At 65.9% G+C, this 19,914-nt stretch carries 20 protein-coding genes and 1 pseudogene; 19 read left to right on the top strand and 2 right to left on the bottom strand.

Annotated features, from left to right (window positions below):
* The 17 genes and pseudogenes from D571_RS13650 to D571_RS0107880 form a co-directional block, all read left to right on the top strand.
* A pseudogene (locus D571_RS13650) lies at positions 1-129 on the top strand (carbon dioxide-concentrating protein CcmK); the annotation flags it as partial.
* A 10-nt stretch (positions 130-139) separates the two neighbouring features.
* Entirely contained in the window at positions 140-586 is a 447-nt protein-coding gene (locus tag D571_RS0107960) for a bacterioferritin (protein WP_018936153.1), read from the top strand.
* Positions 576-857, top strand: coding sequence for a 4a-hydroxytetrahydrobiopterin dehydratase (locus D571_RS0107955; protein WP_018936152.1), 282 nt, complete (start codon positions 576-578; stop codon positions 855-857). Before D571_RS0107960 ends, D571_RS0107955 begins: the two co-directional genes overlap by 11 nt.
* A gap of 22 nt (positions 858-879) precedes the next feature.
* Positions 880-1,515: a ParA family partition ATPase gene (gene parA, locus D571_RS0107950; RefSeq protein ID WP_018936151.1), complete on the top strand. Its 636-nt coding sequence runs from the start codon at positions 880-882 to the stop codon at positions 1,513-1,515.
* Complete coding sequence (locus tag D571_RS0107945) at positions 1,512-1,922, top strand: hypothetical protein (RefSeq protein WP_018936150.1); 411 nt, start codon at positions 1,512-1,514, stop codon at positions 1,920-1,922. The genes parA and D571_RS0107945 overlap by 4 nt, the downstream gene beginning before the upstream one ends.
* 62 nt (positions 1,923-1,984) lie before the next feature.
* Complete coding sequence (locus D571_RS0107940) at positions 1,985-2,788, top strand: CbbQ/NirQ/NorQ/GpvN family protein (RefSeq protein ID WP_018936149.1); 804 nt, start codon at positions 1,985-1,987, stop codon at positions 2,786-2,788.
* Positions 2,789-2,815: 27 nt separating this feature from the next.
* Positions 2,816-5,134 (top strand): nitric oxide reductase activation protein NorD, encoded by a 2,319-nt coding sequence (locus D571_RS0107935; RefSeq protein WP_018936148.1) that lies wholly within the window; start codon positions 2,816-2,818, stop codon positions 5,132-5,134.
* A 62-nt stretch (positions 5,135-5,196) separates the two neighbouring features.
* Positions 5,197-6,198 (top strand): LysR family transcriptional regulator, encoded by a 1,002-nt coding sequence (locus tag D571_RS0107930; protein ID WP_026287701.1) that lies wholly within the window; start codon positions 5,197-5,199, stop codon positions 6,196-6,198.
* Between the two features lie 105 nt (positions 6,199-6,303).
* Entirely contained in the window at positions 6,304-6,879 is a 576-nt protein-coding gene (locus D571_RS0107925; protein WP_018936146.1) for an SgcJ/EcaC family oxidoreductase, read from the top strand.
* A gap of 69 nt (positions 6,880-6,948) precedes the next feature.
* The gene (locus D571_RS0107920) at positions 6,949-7,896 is read left to right on the top strand and encodes a sodium-dependent bicarbonate transport family permease (protein ID WP_018936145.1); all 948 of its coding nucleotides are present in this window, start codon (positions 6,949-6,951) and stop codon (positions 7,894-7,896) included.
* Positions 7,897-7,899: 3 nt separating this feature from the next.
* Positions 7,900-8,190, top strand: a complete 291-nt coding sequence (locus tag D571_RS0107915; RefSeq protein ID WP_018936144.1) for a hypothetical protein — start codon at positions 7,900-7,902, stop codon at positions 8,188-8,190.
* Positions 8,191-8,203: 13 nt separating this feature from the next.
* Entirely contained in the window at positions 8,204-9,205 is a 1,002-nt protein-coding gene (locus D571_RS0107910; protein WP_018936143.1) for a phosphotransferase, read from the top strand.
* A gap of 83 nt (positions 9,206-9,288) precedes the next feature.
* On the top strand, positions 9,289-9,876 hold the full coding sequence (locus D571_RS0107905; RefSeq protein WP_018936142.1) for a hypothetical protein: 588 nt from the start codon (positions 9,289-9,291) through the stop codon (positions 9,874-9,876).
* Between the two features lie 365 nt (positions 9,877-10,241).
* The gene (locus tag D571_RS13645) at positions 10,242-11,666 is read left to right on the top strand and encodes a diguanylate cyclase domain-containing protein (protein ID WP_232196950.1); all 1,425 of its coding nucleotides are present in this window, start codon (positions 10,242-10,244) and stop codon (positions 11,664-11,666) included.
* Positions 11,663-13,003, top strand: coding sequence for a glycosyltransferase (locus D571_RS0107890; RefSeq protein ID WP_018936139.1), 1,341 nt, complete (start codon positions 11,663-11,665; stop codon positions 13,001-13,003). Before D571_RS13645 ends, D571_RS0107890 begins: the two co-directional genes overlap by 4 nt.
* Positions 13,003-15,078 (top strand): TolC family protein, encoded by a 2,076-nt coding sequence (locus tag D571_RS0107885; RefSeq protein ID WP_026287699.1) that lies wholly within the window; start codon positions 13,003-13,005, stop codon positions 15,076-15,078. The genes D571_RS0107890 and D571_RS0107885 overlap by 1 nt, the downstream gene beginning before the upstream one ends.
* Positions 15,062-16,108: an HlyD family secretion protein gene (locus tag D571_RS0107880; RefSeq protein WP_026287698.1), complete on the top strand. Its 1,047-nt coding sequence runs from the start codon at positions 15,062-15,064 to the stop codon at positions 16,106-16,108. Before D571_RS0107885 ends, D571_RS0107880 begins: the two co-directional genes overlap by 17 nt.
* 180 nt (positions 16,109-16,288) lie before the next feature.
* On the opposite strand, the gene ettA is transcribed toward D571_RS0107880, so the two are convergent.
* A complete protein-coding gene (gene ettA / locus D571_RS0107875; RefSeq protein WP_018936136.1) occupies positions 16,289-17,956 on the bottom strand; it encodes an energy-dependent translational throttle protein EttA in 1,668 nt (555 codons plus the stop codon).
* A 110-nt stretch (positions 17,957-18,066) separates the two neighbouring features.
* On the opposite strand from ettA, the gene crcB (D571_RS0107870) reads away from it, so the two are divergent.
* Both crcB (D571_RS0107870) and crcB (D571_RS0107865) read left to right on the top strand, forming a co-directional pair.
* Entirely contained in the window at positions 18,067-18,489 is a 423-nt protein-coding gene (crcB, locus tag D571_RS0107870) for a fluoride efflux transporter CrcB (RefSeq protein ID WP_018936135.1), read from the top strand.
* On the top strand, positions 18,486-18,908 hold the full coding sequence (gene crcB, locus D571_RS0107865; RefSeq protein WP_018936134.1) for a fluoride efflux transporter CrcB: 423 nt from the start codon (positions 18,486-18,488) through the stop codon (positions 18,906-18,908). Before crcB (D571_RS0107870) ends, crcB (D571_RS0107865) begins: the two co-directional genes overlap by 4 nt.
* Positions 18,909-18,969: 61 nt before the next feature.
* Here crcB (D571_RS0107865) and D571_RS0107860 read toward each other — a convergent pair whose 3' ends face one another.
* Positions 18,970-19,914, bottom strand: a complete 945-nt coding sequence (locus D571_RS0107860; protein ID WP_018936133.1) for an isoaspartyl peptidase/L-asparaginase family protein — start codon at positions 19,912-19,914, stop codon at positions 18,970-18,972.

Here is a 19,914-nt window from a genome sequence, read left to right as displayed (position 1 = left end):
CGTGCCGGTGCCGATTCCTGCGAGCGTGTGGGTGACGGTCTGGTGGCCGCGCACATCATTGCCCGCGTGCATTCCGAAGTGGAAAGCATCCTGCCGACCGCGCCCAGCGCCAACGGCTCCGCCAGCTGAGGAAACGCCGATGGCCGATCCACGGATCGTGGGCTATCTGAACCGGGCCGTCGCACACGAGATGTCGGCGGTCCAGCAGTACATGGCCCAGGCGCGCCTGACGGCGCTCTGGGGCATGGCGGAACTGAGCGACTCGTTGCGGCGGGAAGCGCAGGAAGAACTGGAGCATGCCGATCGTCTGATGACTCGGCTGATGCACTATGGGCTTGCCCCGCCGGGCAGCCAGCTGGCCCCGGTGCGTCTGGGCCGGTCGGTGGATCAGCTGATGGAGTACAACCGCCTGCTGGAACTGAATGCGGTGCGGCTGTACGAAGAAGCAGTGGCGTACTGTCGCCGAACTGGCGCGCGCGAAGATGCGGCGCTGTTCGCGGCCCTGCTCGAGGAAGAGTGGGCCCATGTGCGCGAGATCGATGCCCGGACCAATGGCAACGGCGGCGGAGATTCCGATGGCCGATAACACTGACGTGGTTCCCGCAGGCTGGGAGCCCGGCAAGGGGGCGCTGGTCTCGATCAGCAAGCAGTACACCTTTGATCGCTACGGCGTGACCCGGGAGTTCCTGGATCGGGTGGCCGAGCTGTCCGAGGCCGATGGCTATCATCCGAATATCAGCTTCGGGACCACCTACGTGAACATCACGATCGATGCCCGCGACGGCGAGGCCATCGCGGAGGCGGATCGTGCCTTTGCGCTCGAGGTGGACCGGCTCGCGGGCGAGGTGACGTCATGACCCGCAAGTCCCGGGGGGCGTGATGGGCTCGCGGGTGATCGCCGTCGTCAACCAGAAGGGCGGGACCGGCAAGACCACCCTGGCGATGAACCTTGCGGCCGGGCTCGCGCGTCGCGGTCGGACTCTGGTGGTGGATGCGGATCCGCAGGGTTCGGCGGGCCAGTGGGCGCGGATGAGCCCGGAGAATCGTCCTTTCCCTGCGTCGGTGTTCGCGGTCGCCGGTCCGCTGGACCGCGAGCTGCAGAACCTCCGGCGTGACTACGACCATGTTGTGATCGACTGCCCGCCCACCCTTGAGGGGGGCGCGGCCAACGGTGCCCTGACGGGCGCCGACCTGGCCCTGATCCCGGTGCTTCCCTCGCCGGTGGACCTTTGGGGCAGCGTGCGCATGGGCACCGGGCTGGAAGAGGCGCAGCGCGCCAACCGGGATCTGCAGGCGCGTATCGTGGTCAATCAGCTTGAGGTGCGCAGCGCGCTGTCGCGCGCGATGAAACACGCCCTCATGGAGATCGACATCCCCGCTCTGGAGCAGACGCTGCGACGGCGGGCCATCTATCGGCGTTCGGCGCTGGAAGGCAGCTCCGTGTATGACCTGGGCAAGCCCGGGCAGGCGGCGGCAGCCGAGATCGAAGCCATCATCGAGGAGGTGTCACAATGAGTGACCTGCAGAACAAGCTGGCGGCCGGAGTGCGTGCGGCGCGCGAGAATCAGGACAACAAGGGTGAGGCGGCAGCCGAGGACAAGTCGCCGAAGACCGGTTCGGACGTCCCGGCAAGCGGTGAACAGAAGTCGGCCTCGAGAGGATCGACCGCGTCCAGCGGCACCACCGGGTCCTCCGGGCAGACGGCGGGCGGCAGCTCCGGTGCTGCAAAGAAGCCCGCCGCGAAGAAACCGGCTGCGAAGAAACCCTCTAACACCGGTTCCGGCACGCGCAAGGGTTCGTCCACGAGCGCGAAGAAGCCCGCCGGCGGTAGCCGCCGCGGCGGCGGTTCGGCCAACGACGACCGTGCCACCGGTGACGCCCCGTGGGACAACCTGCATCCGGATCGGGTCTGGCCGGACTGAGTCCGCGCCTGTTCGCGATCCCGGCCGGGCGCTGCCCGGCCTTTTTGTGAAGGAGCATTGCCATGCAAGACGATCTGCGCGAATACCGCGTCACTCGGGAGCCCTATTACCAGCCGGTGGCCGACGAGATCGAGCTGTACGAGGCCGCCTATGCGGTGCGGATGCCGATGATGCTCAAGGGTCCTACCGGCTGCGGCAAGACGCGGTTCGTGGAACACATGGCGTGGAAGCTGGGCAAGCCGCTGGTGACGGTGGCGTGCAACGAGGACATGACTGCGTCCGACCTGCTCGGGCGCTATCTGCTGGATGCCGACGGCACCCGCTGGCAGGACGGTCCGCTGACCATGGCAGCCCGGCTGGGCGCGATCTGTTATCTCGACGAGATCGTGGAGGCGCGTCAGGACACCACCGTGGTGATCCATCCGCTGACCGACAACCGCCGGGTCCTGCCGCTGGAGAAGAAAGGGGAGATGGTCGAGGCCCACCCCGACTTCCAGGTGGTGATCTCGTATAACCCAGGATACCAGAGCCTCATGAAGGATCTCAAGCAGTCGACCAAGCAGCGCTTCGGGGCGCTGGATTTCGACTACCCGGATCATGCGACCGAGACCCGGATCGTTGCCCACGAGGGCGGGATCGGTGAGGACGTGGCCGACAAACTGGTGAGCGTCGCCGAGCGTGCGCGCAACCTGAAGGGACACGGGCTGGACGAGGGCATCTCCACCCGCATGCTGGTCTACGCCGCGACCCTGATCGGCAAGAACGTCGATCCGCTGGCGGCCTGTCGCATGGCGCTGGTGCGCCCCATCACCGACGATCCGGACATGCGGGATGCACTGGATTCGGCGGTCACCACCTTCTTCTAGACCGCCGGCGAGCGGCGCGGGCGCGCGATGAGCATCCATCTGGAAGACTATCCGGAGCTCCTCGAAGATCTCGGGGAGCATGCCGCGCAGGTGCTGGAGTCCGCGTGGCACGAGGCGACGCGCGCGTTCAGCCCGGCCGGTCTGGAGCGCTATTACCTCGAGGGCGCGCGAAGTCTGCATTCGCTGGGGCGTGGCACCGAGCTGGTGATCGCGTTCATCCAGGAGGCCCCGGGGCTGGCCCAGGAGCTGGGCGAGGATGCGGTGGCCGAACTGTTGAGTTCGGCGATCCGGATGTATTCCAAGACCAGCTCGGCGGTGATCACGCTGGTGATCTCCACCGCGCCGGTCGCCGCACGGCGGCTGGGCGACCACTCGCTGTTCGAAGGCTATCTGCGGCTGCTGGATACGCTGCTGGGCCAGGCCCCGCGCGGCGTGCGCCCGATGCTGGAGCACCTCGACGAGCTGCTCAGCCACCTGACCCTGGGGGGGCTGCGGCGCTGGGCCACCTGGGGGGCGCAGGCCCATCGCACCGATCTCGAGGCGCAGATCGAATACTTCGGCCTGCAGTCGCCGGAGTCGCGCTCGGTGTTCCAGAAGGAGCGGCGCGGCACGCTGTTCGTGGACGTGCAGCGGCGCATCAACCTGTACCTGCGCTCGCTCTGGGGGCGCGATTTCTTCATGCGGCCCACCAGCGGCGACTTCGAGTCGCGCGAGGGCTACCGGCCGTACATCCAGGGCTTCACGTTGTTCCTGCCGGACGCCTTCGACGATACCGACGAGCTGACCGGCCTGGATCTGTACCGCGCGGCGGCCGCGCATGCCGCCGCGCACATGGTGCACACCCGCGAGCGCCAGGAAGAGGAGGCCCCGCGCGGTATCCGCGGCGCGTTGCTGGAGCTGTTCGAGGACGCGCGGGTCGAGGGCCTGACGCTGGCCGCATTCCCGGGCCTCGCGCAGATCTGGAAGCCCCTGCACACCGCGACGCCGGAAGACGGGGAAGCACCGCAGCCGCTGCTGGCGCGCACGGCGCGTGCCCTGATCGATGCCGGGTACGAGGATCCGCATCCCTTCGTCGGTGAGGCCCGCGCGGCCTTCGCCCGCGAGACCGATCTGGAGCGTCCGGGGCTCGCGGCGGAACTGGCGGAGGCGCTGGCGCCGGCGTTCCCCGAGAAGGGTTACGTGAATCCGAAGCAGATCGCCCCGGAGGTGACCTACCGCGACGACAACCGGTATATCTGGGCCGTGGGCCGCGAGGACGAGGAAGACGCGGAGGTGCTGGCCGCACACGGCGCCGGGCAGGAACGCTTCTACGTCACGCTGATGGAGATGATCAACACCCTGGACGTGCCCAGCGCCGGGGACGATGCCCAGCAGATCATGGTCCTGGCGACCGAGTTCTTCCGCGACAGTGAAGACATCAGCATCAACGCGCAGGAGGGCAAGGAGCCGATCTCGCTGCCGTTCCACTATCATGAGTGGGACTACCAGATGCAGCTGGAACGCCCGCACTGGGTGACGCTGCTGGAGCGGCGCCCGCCGAAGGGTGACCTGGCCGAGATCGAGGCGATCCACGAAAAGCACAAGCCGCTGATCTCGCGCCTGAAATACCTGATCGAGGCGATCCAGCCGCAGGGCGTGCAGCGCCTGCGCAAGCAGCCGGAGGGCGACGAACTGGACGTCAACGCTCTGGTGGACGCGCACATCGACCTGCGCATGCGCCGCCAGCCGGACGAGCGCATCTACATCCGCAACCTCCGTCAGGAACGCGATCTCTCGGTGCTGGTGCTGCTCGACCTGTCCGAGTCGACCAACGAGACCGTGCGCGGGACCGACACCTCGGTGGTGCAGCTGGCGCGCGAGGCGACCACCCTGCTGGCCGGCGCCATCGCCCGCATCGGGGACCCGTTTGCCATCCACGGCTTCAATTCGGACGGGCGCCATGACGTCGAGTACTACCGTTTCAAGGATTTCGATGCGCCCTGGGACGATACCGCACGGGCGCGTCTGGCGGGCATGACCGGGGCACTGTCCACGCGCATGGGGGCCGCCATCCGGCATGGCACCGAGCAGCTGCGCGCCCGCGGCTCGCAGAAGAAGCTGATGCTTGTGATTACCGACGGCGAGCCCGCGGACACCGACGTGCGCGACCCGCAGTACCTGCGTTTCGACGCGCGCCGCGCGGTGGAGGAGGCCGGGCGCAACGGCATACACAGCTTCTGCATGAGCCTGGACCCCAATGCCGACGACTACGTGGAACGCATCTTCGGCAACCATTTCATGGTGCTCGACCAGGTCGAACGGTTGCCGGAGAAGCTGCCGATGTTGTATGCCGGTCTGACCCGCTAGCGCGCGGGAGAACGAAGGTGAGCCAGAACCAGCCGCCGCGCGATTCGGCCCTGCCGCAGGTGATGCTCAAGTCGGAGCTGCCGGCGCATCTGATCCGGCATGCGACCCTGCGCCAGCTCCAGGTTTTCGAGGCGATCGTGCGTCTGGGCAGCTTTACCCGCGCCGCGGAGGAGCTGCACCTGACCCAGCCGACGGTGTCCATCCAGATCAAGAAGCTGTCCTCCGCGCTGGGGCTGCCGCTGTTCGAATATGTCGGGCGCCGGGCGTCGCCCACCGAGGTCGGACTCCTGCTGTATGACACCTGCCGCGAGATGCTCGGGGCGCTGACCAACCTGGAGATGAAGCTGGCCGAGATGCACGGCCTCAAGCGCGGCCGGCTGCGGCTGGCGGTAATCACCACCGCGCAGTACTTCGCCCCCAGCATCCTCGGCCAGTTCGCGCGGCGCTATCCCGACGTGGAGCTGTCGCTGGAGGTCTCCAACTTCGACCGGGTACTGGACCGCCTGGCCAGTAACGACGACGACCTGTACATCATCGGCCATGTGCCCGAGCATCTGACCGACGTTGCGGTGTACCCCTTTGCGCCCAACCCGCTGGTGGTGATGGCCAGTCGCGATCATCCGCTGGCGGGGCGCCGGAATATCCCGCTGCAGGAACTGGAACAGGAGAACTTCCTGATGCGCGAGCCGGGGTCGGGCATCCGCGAGGCGACCCTCAAGGTGTTCCAGGAACACGGGATCAACCCGCGGGTGCGCATGGAACTGGGCTCCAACGAGGCGATCAAGCAGGCGGTGATCGGCGGGCTCGGCATCTCGGTGCTGTCCCTGCATACCCTGAGTGCGGAGGGTGCGGAGGGACCGGTGGCGTTGCTGGACGTGGAGCATTTCCCGATCCATCGCCAGTGGCACATCGTGCATCCCCGGCAGAAGGTCCTGTCGGTGGTGGCCCAGACCTTTCTCGACTTTGCCATCGAGGACGAGGCGCGCCTGCGCAACCAGATCGAGGACATGCTGGCCGCGTTCAAGGCGCAGGCCGACGCCGGTCATGGACCGTCTTCCGGATGAACGGCGCCGGCTGACAGTCCCGGCTGACAGGCTATGGGGGGCGGTTTACAATCGCTCGCAAACAGCAACCACAGGGCCGCCCGTGGCGCCCGCGGAGAAGATCGCGTGAACAATCCTACTGACGCCCGACCGCGCATCAGCGGCACCCGGTTCATCGACGCCGATAGCGAGCCGCGCGCCCGCTTCAGCCTGAGCGCCTCGTATCGGGATCAGCGCCACCCGGTGACCGGTACCGGCGGCGACCCGGACTTCGGTGCCATCGATACCCCGGCCAACGAGAGCTGCGTGGTCTGCGCGCCGGCGACCCGGCGGCTGGCGGAAGAGCTTTTCGACCGCTGGAACGCGGCCCTTCAGACCGGCGACGCCGAGCGGGTTACCGAGTGCTATGCCGACGATGCGGTGCTGCTGCCGACGGTGTCCAACGTGCCGCGCACCACGCGTGACGAGATCCGTGACTACTTCCGTCACTTCCTCGAAAAGCAACCGGTGGGCTCCATCAACCAGCGTAACGTGAAGTTCGGCTGCAACAAGCTGACCGACGCCGGCACCTACACCTTCCGCGTGCGCGACGGCGGCGAGGTCAAGGAAGTGCCGGCGCGCTATACCTTTGTCTACGAAAACCGGGATGGCGAGTGGAAGATCGTGCATCACCACTCCTCGATGATGCCCGGCGGCGACTGAACAAGACCGACAGTCCCGTGCCCCGCGAGAGCCGGTGCGGGGCGACGTTTCTGACTGGAGGCAAGGACCATGGTTTCCGAACCGGTCGTTCTGTTCTTCCTGCTCGGCGCGATCGCCGGGCTGGCCAAATCCGATCTGAAGATCCCGATGGCAGTGTACGAGGCACTGTCCATCTTCCTCCTGCTGGCCATCGGCCTGCACGGCGGCGTCAAGCTGGCCGAATCCGAGCTGGTGCCCCTGCTGCTGCCCGGACTGGCCGTGCTGGTGGTGGCGGCGTTCATCCCGCTGATCGCCTTCCCGGTGCTGCGCTGGGTCGGCCGCATGACGCGCGCCGATTCGGCCTCCATCGCCGGTCACTATGGTTCCGTCAGCGTGGTGACCTTCTCGGTCGCGGTGGCCTACCTGGCCCAGCGCGGGCTGGACTACGAGGGACACATGATCGTGTTCCTGGTGCTGCTGGAGATCCCCGCGATCGTGATCGGTATCCTGCTGGCCAAGGCGGGTACCGGTGGCGGTACCCGCTGGGGTAAGACCCTGCACGAGGTTTTCTTCGGCAAGAGCGTGTTCCTGCTGATCGGCGGTCTGTTGATCGGCTACCTGGCCGGTCCCGAGAACATCGAGCCGCTCGAGCCGATGTTCTGGGATCTGTTCAAGGGGGTTCTGGCCCTGTTCCTGCTGGAGATGGGTCTGGTGGCTTCCAGCCGCATCGCCGAGGTCCGCAGCTACGGGCTGTTCCTGGTCGCCTTCGCGATCGTGATGCCGGTCGTGGCCGCACTGCTGGGCATTGTGCTGGGCTGGGGGCTTGGCATGTCGCTGGGCGGCACGCTGCTGCTGGCCACCCTGTACGCGAGTGCCTCGTACATCGCGGCGCCCGCGGCCATGCGCATCGCGGTGCCGGAGGCCAACCCGGCACTGTCGATCGGGGCCTCGCTGGGGGTGACGTTCCCGTTCAACATCTTCGTCGGCGTACCCCTTTACTTCTGGTTGGCCGAACAACTCTACGCAGTCGGAGGATAGGGCATGGAAGGCGAACCGATGCGCCTGATGGTGATCGTCACCGAGGCGATCCTGGAAGACATGCTGGTCGACGAGATCCGTCGGCTGGGCGCCAACGGCTACACCGTGATCGATGCCCGCGGCTGGGGCGAGCACGGCAAGCGGCGCGGCAACTGGCGTCAGGGCGGCAACATCCGCATCGAGGTCCTGGGCAACGAAGAGCTCTGCACCCGCATTGCCGCGCACATGCGCGATACCTACCAGAAGGATTACGGGCTGCTGATCTACACCACCGACGCGCTGCTGCATAACTGAGGCGGCTGCGGCCATGGGTGCGCGGGATGACGAAGAGCTGGCCGCTCGAGTGCGCGACGCGACCGGCGCCCGCGCGGCGTACCCGGAGGAGCGGGTGCAGGGGCTATGGAGCGGCTACGGCGAGATCCGGCGTTATCGCCTGGAGGATGCACCGTTCCCCTCGGTGATGGTGAAGGACGTTCGCTACCCGGCGGCCGTCAGCCATCCGCGCGGCTGGGGTGGCGGGGTTTCCGACCGGCGCAAGCGGCGATCCTACGAGGTGGAGCGGGCCTGGTACGCGGATTTCTCCCCGCGGCTCGATCCGTCGCGCTGTCGTGTCCCGCGCTGTTTCGCCGCGGACGGTGACGATCACGGCGGCTGGATGATCCTGGAGGACCTGGATGCGGCCGGTTTCCCGGACCGCCGCGAGCGCCTGGACTTTGCTGGCACGGTCCTCTGCCTGCGCTGGCTGGCCGAGCTGCATGCCGCGTTCCTTGGCACCGCACCCGACGGGCTGTGGCCGGTCGGCAGTTACTGGCACCTGGCGACCCGCCAGGAAGAATGGGCGGCCATCGAGGACCCGGCCATCCGCCGGACGGCCGCGGAGCTCGATCGCCGCCTGAACGCGGCCCGCTTTCACACCCTGATCCATGGCGACGCCAAGGTCGCGAACTTCTGTTTTGCCGCTGACGGGGGCGCCGTGGCGGCGGTGGATTTCCAGTACGTCGGCGGCGGCTGCGGGATGAAGGATGTCGCCTATTTCATCGGCTCCTGCCTCGACGAACACGAACAGGAACATCGCGAGGCCGACCTGCTGGACGCCTATTTCGATGCCCTGCGCGGTGCGCTGCGCGATCACCACCCGGGAGTGGACGCGGGCGCGCTGGAGGCCGAATGGCGGGATCTTTTCCCGCTGGCGCAGGCCGACTTCTACCGCTTTCTGGTCGGCTGGAGCCCGGGGCACTGGAAGATCCATGACTACAGCCGCCGGGTCGCGCTGGAGGTCGTACGGCGGCTGGATCCGGGGTCGGCCTGAGCCGTTCGCGGATGACCGCCGCGCGATGACAGCCCGCGCTCGAGTCTTCATCATGGGGCCGCCCGAACGGAGACTGCCCCACGATGATCCCGCTGTGGTTCAAGCTGAGCTGGCTCGCCTTTCTCGCCGTGCTGGTGCCCGTCTACCTGCAGGAATACGGGCCGCTGAATTTCCTCTGGCTGTCCTCCATCGCGCTGGTGGCCGGCTGCCTGGCCGCCTGGCTGGAAAACCGCCGTCTCGCCTCCATGCTGCTGGTCGCCGTGCTGCTGCCGGAGCTCGTCTGGGTCCTCGACCTGGTGGTCAGCCTGCTGCTGCTCGGCAACCCGGTCATCGGCGCCGTGCACTACATGTACAACCCCGATATCCCGCTGCACGTGCGCCTGCTCTCGCTCTACCACCTGCCGTTGCCGTTCGCGCTGCTGTGGATGGTCTGGCGCCTGGGTTACGACGCGCAGGCATGGGTGTGGTGGCTGCCGATTGGCTGGGGCGTTCTGCTGGCCAGCTACGCGGTCGCGGAGGAAGGGAGAAATCTGAACTGGGTGCTGGGCCCGCACGGCCAGCCGCAGGAATGGGTCGCACCCGAGCTGTGGCTGGCGTTCGTGGTGCTGTTCTGCACGGTGATGTGGTGGCTCACCCACCGCCTGGTGCGGTGGCTGCACCGCCGGCGCTGAAACGAAAAAGGCCCGGCAATGCCGGGCCTTCGGGGGGAGGGCAGGCTCAGACCGCCAGGCGCCTGTATTCAACTCGCTGTGCGGATTGGAGAAGCGGACCAAGTACCGGCGCATGTTGAGTCATAGCCGGATTCCTGTTTTCGGTTCAATTTCGTGTGGCGAAGGCCTGGTTTCGAGAACGGCGCCTGAATCCGGGTATCTCGTTGCATCAAGAAGGGCAGCGGTGGCGTCGAGGTGCGTTTTCGATCAAGATGAGTGGTTTTACGTTGTCGGGCCGCATTTGCCGGGAAGGCGCTGACAGCGGAGGCGCCTCCAGTGATGCGGTTGCCTTTGACTATGTCTAGATTGGAGAACTGGTAAATCGCATGACCGATACGGTCGCACAATACGGGGATGTTTCTCCGCACTTGGTGGTATTGACTCGGCAGGCAGGGTTGGCCGAACGGCTCGCAGTCGATCTGGCCGCCACGGCGTTTCCTGGTCTGGAGGACTTTGACGCCTCACAGGGCGAGTGGGGGCCCGTAACGGCGTTTGTGGTCGACGCCGATTCCTTGAACGATGCTGCTGAGATCGTTCGGGCCTTGCGGCAGCGTGATGACACCCGGATGCGTCTTGTCTGGCTGCACGGGGAGGCAGAGGCCGAAGCGCGAGCCCTGGTCGATGGTGCGTTCAATTCCGTTGACAATCCCCGTGAGCGGATTGTCGAGTGCGCGGACCGCCTCGAGGCGGTCAATGGAGGGCGTGCGCCGCGCAGCCAGGACGAGATACTGCTGGCTCTCCTGTGGAGTCATCCGGGGCTTAATCTGGTGCCGGTGCGCGACTGGCGTGCCCAGCAGCTGTATCGCTACCCGTTGCTGGAGGCGCTCATTGAAGAGGACATCCCGGAATTCTGGTTGCGTGGCCTTCGACAGCGACGCCTGGTGGAAGGGTTGGAACTGCTGGATCGCGTGCGGCTTTGCCCGGGCTGCAGACACGGGCATCTGAGCTTTGTGGATGTATGTCCGGAGTGTGATGCCCTGGACATTCGGACGGAGCCGGGCCTGCACTGCTTTTCCTGTGGGCACGTGGGACCTCAGCGTCTGTTTCAGGACGGGGGCATGCTGCGCTGCCCCAATTGCACGGCTGTGTTGCGTCACATCGGGGAGGACTATGATCGCCCGTTGGAGAATCACGTGTGCGGAAGTTGCCAGCACATGTTCATGGAGGGACGTGTCCTGGCGCGGTGTCTGGGCTGTGGTCAGGAACATGATCCTGACGATCTCGAACCACTGGCCATTTACCGCTATCGCCTGTCCGAGGCGGGCCGGTTGCTGGCGCGTACCGGCGAACTGGGGGACCTGTACGGCGCCTTCGACGAGATCAACTACGTCAATCCCGAACACTTCGAGTACTTTCTCGACTGGTCCCTGAAACTTCGGAGAAGGCACGAAGAAATACGGTTCGGACTGATCCTGCTGCACATGGGCGGGATGCCCAAGGTGATTGATGCGCTGGGATACGGGCGTGGCGTGGCTCTGGTGGACTCATTCGCCGAGCGCACCAAGGCGCTGGTTCGTTCCACGGACCTGATGACGCGCACGGGCGAAGATCGGATCTGGCTGTTACTCCCTCAGACCACCGCGAGTGGCGTGGACGTGCTGGCGGGGCGGCTGTCGGAGCTGCTGGAGGACATCGTGAGCGATTCGGGTATAACGCGCCTCGGCAGTGTTTACCATGAGTCCTCCACGGGGATGGCCGAAGCCGAAGACGCGGCAGCCGTGATGGCCCGCCTGGTGTCGCGTTCGCAATGATCGACGCGGTACTCGGTTTCCTGGCCCATGTGGCGGCTGCATTGACCGGGCTGTTCGTGGATTCGGACGCCCTGGTTCTCGCCTACATGTTCATTCCGTTCGTACTGTTTCTGGAGCTGCCCCTGAATCTGCTGATCTGGCTTGGAGTCCTGCGCTATTACACGCGCCAGATCTATGCCGTGCCGACCCGGTATCCGTATACACCGCGCATCACCTGCATCGTGACTTGTTATGCCGAGGGGCAGGCGGTCCATGGAACCATTCGTTCGCTGCTGGAGCAGGTCTACCCGGGACAGATCGAGATCATCGCGGTAGTGGACGGAGCGGACCAGAATCGTGAAACCATGCAGGCTTTGAGAGCCCTGGAACCCCTTGTCCAGCAGTATGCGAGCCGACATCTGGTCATTGTGCCCAAGGTGCCCCGGGGTGGCCGGGTCTCGTCTCTGAATGCCGGGCTGAACCTGGCCCGTGGAGAGATCGTGATGGCCGTGGATGCCGATACATCCTTTGACAACACGATGGTCCTGCAGGCGGCCGGTCATTTCCGTGACCCGAACGTGATCGCGGTGGCGGGGTCCTTGCGCGTGCGCAACTGGCGGCAAAGCATGGTGACACGGTTCCAGGCGCTGGAATACATGATCACCATTCACCTGGCAAAGGTGGGTCTGGGTGAGTTTCGCAGTATCAATAATATATCAGGAGCGTTCGGTGTTTTTCGCACCGAGATGGTCCGCAAGATCGGCGGTTGGACCACGGGCTCCGCCGAAGACCTCGACCTGACACTGCGCCTGAAACAGTATTTCGGCCGTCACCCGGAGTTCTACATCCCCTTCGAGCCACGCGCGATTGGGCACACCGACGTTCCGAGCACGGTTGGGGGGTTGCTTAAGCAACGTCTACGCTGGGACGGTGATCTGTTCTACATGTACGTGCGCAAACATCGCCATGCGTTCTCGCCCCGCCAGATGGGCTGGTGGAACCTGGTTATCGGTATCTGGTTCGGGATGCTGTTCCAGATGGTGATGCCGATACTGATCGTGCTGTACACGCTTTGGCTGGTCGTGGTCGCGGATCCGAGTGTAGTAGCAGCCACCTTCGTTGTGATCATGGGCCTTTACGCCGTCTTGACCGCTTTGCTGTACATCACGGCCCTGGTGTTCATCTCGGAACGGCGTAGAACGGATGTGCGGCTGGCGTGGCTGATTCCGGTATTTCCCTTCTATGCACTTGGCATCAGGGTCTGGTCCTTGGTGGCGATCGTCAACGAATGGTGGCGCCAGTCGAACCAGGAATCGTCGATGGCCCCATGGTGGGTACTGCGAAAGGGCAAGCGTTAATGGTGATCCGAAGCTTGGCAATGTCGGGCCTGTTATTGGCAGGGCTGTTGCCGGTGGCGGCCGCCGCGGACAACCTCCCGCAGTTGCTGGATGCGGCGGAGCAGGCTCCGTCTCTTCTGGCGGACCAGGCGGAGTTCGAGCGGGCCGAAGCGCTGCGTGAGCGTCGGCATCAGGAAGCAGGCTGGGAACTGTTCGGGAACGTCGGGGCGGGTACCTACCGTGAGCCCGTGGTGGAAGATGTCAATCGGCGCTACCGGGGTGGGAGCGGGTCAATCGGCGTGCGGCGTCCTCTGCTGGGCACGGACGAAGAGCAGCGTCGAGCACAGTGGCAGGCACGGGGTGAGGCTGGTGCCGCCCGTTACCGCTACGAGGAAGCGTTGCAGTCCCTTCGCCGTGATATCGCTGAAGCCTATGCAGAGTTATGGCATGCGCGTCAGCAACAGCGCCTGAGCCAGGCGATGCTGGCGGTGGCTCCGGACCTGGACCGGGCCCTCGGTGAACGTCGTGACGCGCACCTGATGCGCGAGGATGAAGTCGCCGCTTTGAAACGCATGCTGGATGGTGCACGCCTCGATGCGGACGAGGCGGCGATGGATGAACGCGAGGCCCGTGTCGAGCTGGAGGCCCTGTTGGGGCGTCCTGTTCGCCTGGACGCGACACCGGCATGGTTTGACCCGGACAGGACATCCTGCCCGGCGCCCGACTTCGAGACCGCCCCCGAGGTGCTGGCACTGGAGGAAGAATTGCGTGCGGCGGAGAAGCGTGAATCCCTGACACGCTTCCATGCGCTTCAGTCGGATGTGCAGCTGCGCTACAACTCGACCTACGAGGATGATGTCAGTCGCCTAGGTAGCGGGCTGGAAATCGTATGGTCGGTCGCGGTCCCGCTGCGCGCGCTTGGCGGCGAAAATGCCCTGCGAAGTGAGGTACGGGCAGAGCAGCAACAACTGCGCCACGAGCGGGCTTCGGCCACCGACGCGGTTGTCCAGCGTCGCGAACTGGCACGGGAGCGTCTGGATATCCAACAGCGGCGCCTGCATGCGCGTGAGCGCGACATGGAAAAAGCCGCGCAGGCTCTGAAAGTCGTGCAGGACCGCGCGCAAAGCGGTACCGCGGGTTCATGGGACGAGGTCCTGTCCGCGCGCGAGGGCTTCTATCAGGCCGCTCGCGGCTGGCTGGATGCGGCATTCGGCGTGTGGCGAGCCCAGATTGGTTGCGACCGGCTGGCCAGCGATCGGCCTCAGCCGGTCAGTCGGATGAAACACGCAAGCGGGGTACTTGAGGACGGTTTGACGAGCGAGTCTATGCTGCCGGGGCCCATGCGGGTTTACCTGTGGGATAGCGAGCCGGTGATTCAGGCACGCGATCCTGATTTCTGGCCGATACTGGATCGGGCCGGGGTGGACCATGTGTGGCTTTCCCTGGATGCGGACCAGATTGCCCGTTATGCGGAACGTCCCGATGCTCTCGAGGCCCTGATGGATCACGCGCGTGACCGGGGTGTCGAGGTCGGGCTACTGCTCGGCGAGCCAACCTGGGTTTTCCCAGAAACGCGACAGGATCTGCTGGACATCATCCGCAAACTCGAGGAGATCGAGTTTGCCGACCTGCATCTGGATATCGAGATCGACCAGCTCGATACGGATTCTTATGGACGCGAACGCTTGCTCGATTACTGGCTGGAGACGGTGGAGGCCGCCGTGGAGATCGCCCCGTGGCCGGTTGGCCTGAGCGCGCATCCGCGTGACTTTGGACAACCGGATCGCTGTCTCGTCTGCGAATTCGAGAAAGTGGGCGTGGACGAGGTGGCATTGATGATGTACGTCACGGAGGCGGACGCTATTACGCAAAGGCTCGAACCGGTGCTGGACCGGGACTCCGCGGTGACGATTACGCTGGCCCAGAGTGTCGAGTCGTCCCTCCCGGCCAAAAACAGCTGGTTCCATTATGGCTGGGACCCCATGATCCGGGACCTTCGCGCCGCCATGGATGTCCTCGGTGAGCGGCGCCTGCCCGTCGCCATCCAGAGCTACTCCGATCTCAAGGACATGTGGGCCGATGAAGATTCGCTTTGATTCCAGTAGCCGCAGGCAGGCGAACCAGGACAGCGGACTCAGAGTGCGCTACGGGCCCGCTCGCCGTGTTGCGTTCCGTTTGCGCTGGTACCTGATCCTGTTGCTGGTCGCCAGTCCGGTCCTGTATTTCCTTTACGCGCTCGCGGATGACGCCCTGTCGACCGAGGTGCCTGCGCTGGTCTGGTATCCGCAGCATCAGCTGCTGGCGCAGGTACCAGGATTTATCGAATCCTTCGAGGTAGAAACCTGGGATCGTATAGAGAAGGGCGATGAAGTGGTACGCCAGCAAAGTCCGGAGCTGGAGCGTCGTGATCGTCAGATCGAGGATGACCTGGAACGGCTGCGCACACGTGCGGAGCTGACCGGACAGGAACAGAAAGCCGACCTGGAACGCCGCATCGAGCTCCTGCGCGACAGCCTGCGAGAATTTCGCGCGCAGGAGCAGCGCCTGGAAGAGCTGTTCGAACGTGGCTCCGCCAATCGGGGAGAGGTTTTGCCGGTGCGTTCGGAACGGGTCCGGGTCGAAGAACGTCTCGCCGAGCTTGAAGGCGACCTGAAACGTGTTCCCCGGGGTAGTTCGGTGGAATCGTGGCCCGAAAGCCTGCAATTGCGCCATGACGACCTGTTGAGCGATCAGGCGGAGGTTCGTCAGGAGCGTCGTCAGCTGGTCAAGACGGCCGATCTGGACGGAGTGGTGACGGAATTGCTGGCAGAGCCCGGTCAGTTCGTTGCGGTCGGCACGCCCCTTTTGCGTTACAGCGGCACGCGTCTGCGCGTCGTGGCCTATGTCGAGCCCCGACATCTGGAGCGTCGAATCGAGCGTGGGCGTGAGGTGAAACTGATCCTGCCGGACGGAGAACGTCAGAGAGCCACAGTGACCGCCACCGTCGGAGCGGCTGACCGACTGCCGGCCGCCTTTCGAACCGGGCTTGGGAGGGACGAAAGTGCTGTTCCTGTGATCGTCGAGCCAGCCAAGGACTTGCCCGAGGTCTGGCGGGTGGACCGCCTGCCTCTCCGCGTGAAATTCTAGAAAAGCGCTGAATAAAGCCATCCTGACTTTCCCGGCGCGGGGGGCGGCATCGCTTTTCAGGCCCTTGCACTGGCAAGGGGGGTGCGGCTTGTCTGTTGGAATCCCGTGGCCTTGATTGGGTCGATTCCCGCAGCACGTCCATGTGCCGCAGGGAAAGCCCGTGCGATCAGGGGTCTGCGGTCAGTCCGCCAGGCGCTTGTACTTCACCCGATGCGGCTGGTCGGCCGCGGCGCCCAGGCGCTGGTGGCGGTCTTCCTCGTATTCCTGATAGTTGCCTTCGAAGAACACCACGTTGCCGTCTTCCTCGAACGCGAGGATGTGCGTGGCGATGCGGTCGAGGAACCAGCGATCGTGCGAGATCACGATGGCGGAGCCGGGAAAGTCCAGCAGCGCCTCTTCCAGAGCGCGCAGGGTCTCGACGTCGAGGTCGTTGGTCGGTTCGTCCAGCAGCAGGAAGTTGCCGCCGCTCTGCAGCAGCTTGGCCAGATGCACGCGGTTGCGTTCCCCGCCGGAGAGCTCCTTCATGCGTTTCTGCTGGTCCTGGCCCTTGAAGTTGAAGCGCCCGACATAGGCACGCGAGGGCATCTCGAAGTTGCCGACCTGGATGATGTCCTGACCGCCGGAGATCTCTTCCCACACGGTCTTTTCGTCCTCCAGCGCATCGCGTGACTGGTCCACGTAGGCCAGCTGTACGGTCTCGCCGACGTCGATCGTGCCCTCGTCGGGCTGTTCCTGGCCCGAGATCATGCGGAAAAGGGTGGTCTTGCCCACGCCGTTCGGGCCGATCACGCCGATCAGCGCACCGCGCGGCACGTTGAAAGACAGCCCCTGGTAGAGCACGCGATCGCCGTAGTGCTTGGACAGGTTGTCCACTTCCAGCACCTTGTCGCCCAGACGTGGACCCGGCGGGATGTAGATCTCCTTGGTCTCGGAACGCTTCTGGTAGTCGCTGGAGGCGATCTCCTCGAAGCGCTTCAGGCGGGCCTTGCTCTTGGCGCCGCGGCCCTTGGGATTGGAACGCACCCACTCGAGCTCGGCTTCCATCGCCTTCTGCCGCGCGGCCTCGGCCTTTTCTTCCTGCTTCAGGCGTTTTTCCTTCTGCTCCAGCCACTGCGAGTAGTTGCCCTGGAACGGGATGCCCTGGCCACGGTCCAGCTCGAGGATCCAGCCGGCGACGTTGTCGAGGAAGTAGCGATCATGGGTGACCGCGACCACGGTGCCCTGGAACTCCTGCAGGAAGCGCTCCAGCCAGGCCACGGACTCGGCGTCCAGGTGGTTGGTCGGCTCGTCGAGGATCAGCATGTCCGGGCTGGACAGCAGCAGCCGGCACAGCGCCACGCGGCGGCGCTCGCCGCCGGAAAGGTTGTTCACGTCGGCGTCCCACGGCGGCAGGCGCAAGGCGTCGGCCGCGACCTCCAGCTTGCGGTCCAGGTTGTGACCGTCGGCCGCCTCGATCTTCGCTTCCAGCTCGGCCTGCTTGGCGGCCAGGGCGTCGAAGTCGGCATCCGGTTCGGCATAGGCCGCGTACACCTGATCCAGTTCGGTCAGGGCCTCCTTCACCGAGGCGACCCCGTCTTCCACGTTGCCGCGCACGTCCTTTTCCGGATCGAGGTGCGGTTCCTGCGGCAGGTAGCCGATCTCGATGCCCGGCTGCGGCCGCGCCTCGCCGACGATCTCGGTGTCCACGCCCGCCATGATGCGCAGCAGGGTGGACTTGCCGGCCCCGTTGTAGCCCAGCACGCCAATCTTGGCGCCGGGGAAGAAGTTCAGGTTGATGTCCTTGAGGATGTACTTCTTCGGCGGGACGATCTTGCCCACGCCGTTCATCGTGTAGATGTACTGCGCCATGATGCTCCTGCGAAGCGTTTGTCGGGGTAATCAGGGCGTGCACTTTACCATTCCGGCCGGCGGGAAGCTTGGTGGTCTGCCTGCGGGAGGGGCGGTGGCTCGACAGCGCAATGACCGGACCCGAAAATGGCGCGATGATCACGTGGTGGCAGGGCCTGTTGCTGGTAGGGGCGGGGGGTGCGCTGGGCGGACTGGCGCGCTTCTGGCTCGTGCAGTGGATCGACAACCGTACGGGGGGAGGCCGGTTCCCCTGGGGGACGCTGGCGGTGAACGTCTCCGGTGCGCTTCTGATCGGCCTGGCGCTGGGCTGGGTGTCCGGACCGGCGCTGACCTCCTGGCTCTGGTTGTTGCTGGTGGTGGGGGTGCTCGGGAGCTTCACCACGGTCTCGTCGTTCAGCCTGCAGGTGGTGGGCGTGGCGGAGCGTGACGGCCTGCGCCCGGCGGTGCTCTACATCCTGCTGACGCTGGCCGGTGGGCTGACGCTGGTTTCCCTGGGTTATGGTCTGGCTCGCGCGGCGGGCGGGGCGGCATGACGGGGTATGACGTCCGGCTGTCCGCGTTCGTCGCGCTGGGGGCCGCGCTGGGCAGCATGGCGCGTTACAGCCTGTCGTGGACCGGGCTTCACCTGGTGGGCACCGGGTTTCCCTGGGATACGCTCGCGGTGAACATCGCCGGGTCCTGGCTGATCGGGCTGTATGCGGTGATCAGTGCGCCGGAGGGCTGTCGCCGGGCCGACCCGGTGACCCGGCAGTTCGTGCTGGCCGGATTCTGCGGCGGGTTCACCACGTTCTCGGTGTTCAGTCTGGAGAGCCTGTGGCTGATGCAGTCGGGCGACCCGGGTCGTGCCTCGCTTTACGTGGCCGTGTCGCTGGTGCTGTGGATCGCGGGGGTCTGGCTGGGCAGCCGCATGGGGCGGCGCCGGAACGCGGCCGCGGAACGGCGGGAACGCTGAGCCCCGGTGGGTGAAGCCCGTTCGGCGGGCGATCCCGTTCGGGGCCCGCGGCGTGCTCCGGTCAACGGGCAGGCGGGAGAGGCGGGGGCTCGATGCCGGTACGGGTCGGGCCTCCGTGTTCGATCCAGCCGTGGAGCATGCGCGGGGTGGTGGTGCCGGCCGCGCAGCGCCCGGCATGGTCGATCGCGATGGCCCCGCCGTAGCCGCCGATCCGTTCGTGCAGGTGCCGCAGGCTCGTGGTCAGGGCCTCGTGGGCGTCCAGACCGAGGTAGCGGATGCGGTCGGCCAGGTCCCTGGCGAAGACGCCGCGCAGGAAATCCTCGCCGTGCCCGGTGGCGGAGATGGCGGCGGTAGCATCGTCCGCGTACACGCCCGCGCCGGGGATGGGCGAGTCGCCGACCCGGCCCGGGCGCTGGCCGGTCATCCCACCGGTGGAGGTGGCCGCGGCCAGATGGCCGTGGCGATCGCGCGCGACCGCGCCGATGGTCCCGGGCGCGGGCTCGTCATGATCCAGCGTGACCCGGCCCCGGCGCAGGGCGCGTTCCAGCTGTTCCCGCCGCTGCGGGGTGATCAGGGACTCTTCGTCCACCTGCGGCATCCCGATCTCGCGGGCGAAGACGGCGGCGCCGTCCGCGACCAGCAGCACGTGTTCCCCGTCTTCGAGGAGCGCCCGCGCCAGGCGGACCGGGTTGGCGATGCCGCGAACCGCCGCGACGGCCCCCGCAGCGAGAGCCGCGCCATCCATGATCGCGGCGTCCAGTTCCACCGTGGCGTCGCGGGTCAGGGCGGCGCCGGTGCCGGCGTTGAACAGGGGCTCGTCCTCGAGCCGCGCCGCGCAGTATTCCACGGTGTCCAGGGCGCGTTCGCCCCGCGACAGACGCGCCCGGCCGGCCTCCAGGATTGCGTGCAGCGCGGCGTGATACGCCTCGGCAGCCGCCGCGTCCTGCGCCTCGCGCAGCTCGCCGGCGCCGCCGTGGATCATCAGCGAGTAGGCCCCGGATGTCAT

It is taken from the genome of Thioalkalivibrio sp. ALJ24 (assembly GCF_000377785.1).
In the GTDB taxonomy this organism is placed as follows: domain Bacteria; phylum Pseudomonadota; class Gammaproteobacteria; order Ectothiorhodospirales; family Ectothiorhodospiraceae; genus Thioalkalivibrio.
The sequence above is the reverse complement of the archived record's forward strand: the minus strand, read 5'-3'. Positions and strand labels throughout refer to the sequence as shown.

Coding starts and splice junctions, on each gene's coding strand:
- D571_RS0107960 (WP_018936153.1), top strand. CDS start 140: ATGGCCGATCCACGGATCGTGGGCTATCTGAACCGGGCCGTCGCACAC.
- D571_RS0107955 (WP_018936152.1), top strand. CDS start 576: ATGGCCGATAACACTGACGTGGTTCCCGCAGGCTGGGAGCCCGGCAAG.
- parA (WP_018936151.1), top strand. CDS start 880: ATGGGCTCGCGGGTGATCGCCGTCGTCAACCAGAAGGGCGGGACCGGC.
- D571_RS0107945 (WP_018936150.1), top strand. CDS start 1,512: ATGAGTGACCTGCAGAACAAGCTGGCGGCCGGAGTGCGTGCGGCGCGC.
- D571_RS0107940 (WP_018936149.1), top strand. CDS start 1,985: ATGCAAGACGATCTGCGCGAATACCGCGTCACTCGGGAGCCCTATTAC.
- D571_RS0107935 (WP_018936148.1), top strand. CDS start 2,816: ATGAGCATCCATCTGGAAGACTATCCGGAGCTCCTCGAAGATCTCGGG.
- D571_RS0107930 (WP_026287701.1), top strand. CDS start 5,197: ATGCTCAAGTCGGAGCTGCCGGCGCATCTGATCCGGCATGCGACCCTG.
- D571_RS0107920 (WP_018936145.1), top strand. CDS start 6,949: ATGGTTTCCGAACCGGTCGTTCTGTTCTTCCTGCTCGGCGCGATCGCC.
- D571_RS0107915 (WP_018936144.1), top strand. CDS start 7,900: ATGGAAGGCGAACCGATGCGCCTGATGGTGATCGTCACCGAGGCGATC.
- D571_RS0107910 (WP_018936143.1), top strand. CDS start 8,204: ATGGGTGCGCGGGATGACGAAGAGCTGGCCGCTCGAGTGCGCGACGCG.
- D571_RS0107905 (WP_018936142.1), top strand. CDS start 9,289: ATGATCCCGCTGTGGTTCAAGCTGAGCTGGCTCGCCTTTCTCGCCGTG.
- D571_RS13645 (WP_232196950.1), top strand. CDS start 10,242: ATGACCGATACGGTCGCACAATACGGGGATGTTTCTCCGCACTTGGTG.
- D571_RS0107890 (WP_018936139.1), top strand. CDS start 11,663: ATGATCGACGCGGTACTCGGTTTCCTGGCCCATGTGGCGGCTGCATTG.
- D571_RS0107885 (WP_026287699.1), top strand. CDS start 13,003: ATGGTGATCCGAAGCTTGGCAATGTCGGGCCTGTTATTGGCAGGGCTG.
- D571_RS0107880 (WP_026287698.1), top strand. CDS start 15,062: ATGAAGATTCGCTTTGATTCCAGTAGCCGCAGGCAGGCGAACCAGGAC.
- ettA (WP_018936136.1), bottom strand. CDS start 17,956: ATGGCGCAGTACATCTACACGATGAACGGCGTGGGCAAGATCGTCCCG.
- crcB (WP_018936135.1), top strand. CDS start 18,067: ATGACCGGACCCGAAAATGGCGCGATGATCACGTGGTGGCAGGGCCTG.
- crcB (WP_018936134.1), top strand. CDS start 18,486: ATGACGGGGTATGACGTCCGGCTGTCCGCGTTCGTCGCGCTGGGGGCC.
- D571_RS0107860 (WP_018936133.1), bottom strand. CDS start 19,914: ATGACATCCGGGGCCTACTCGCTGATGATCCACGGCGGCGCCGGCGAG.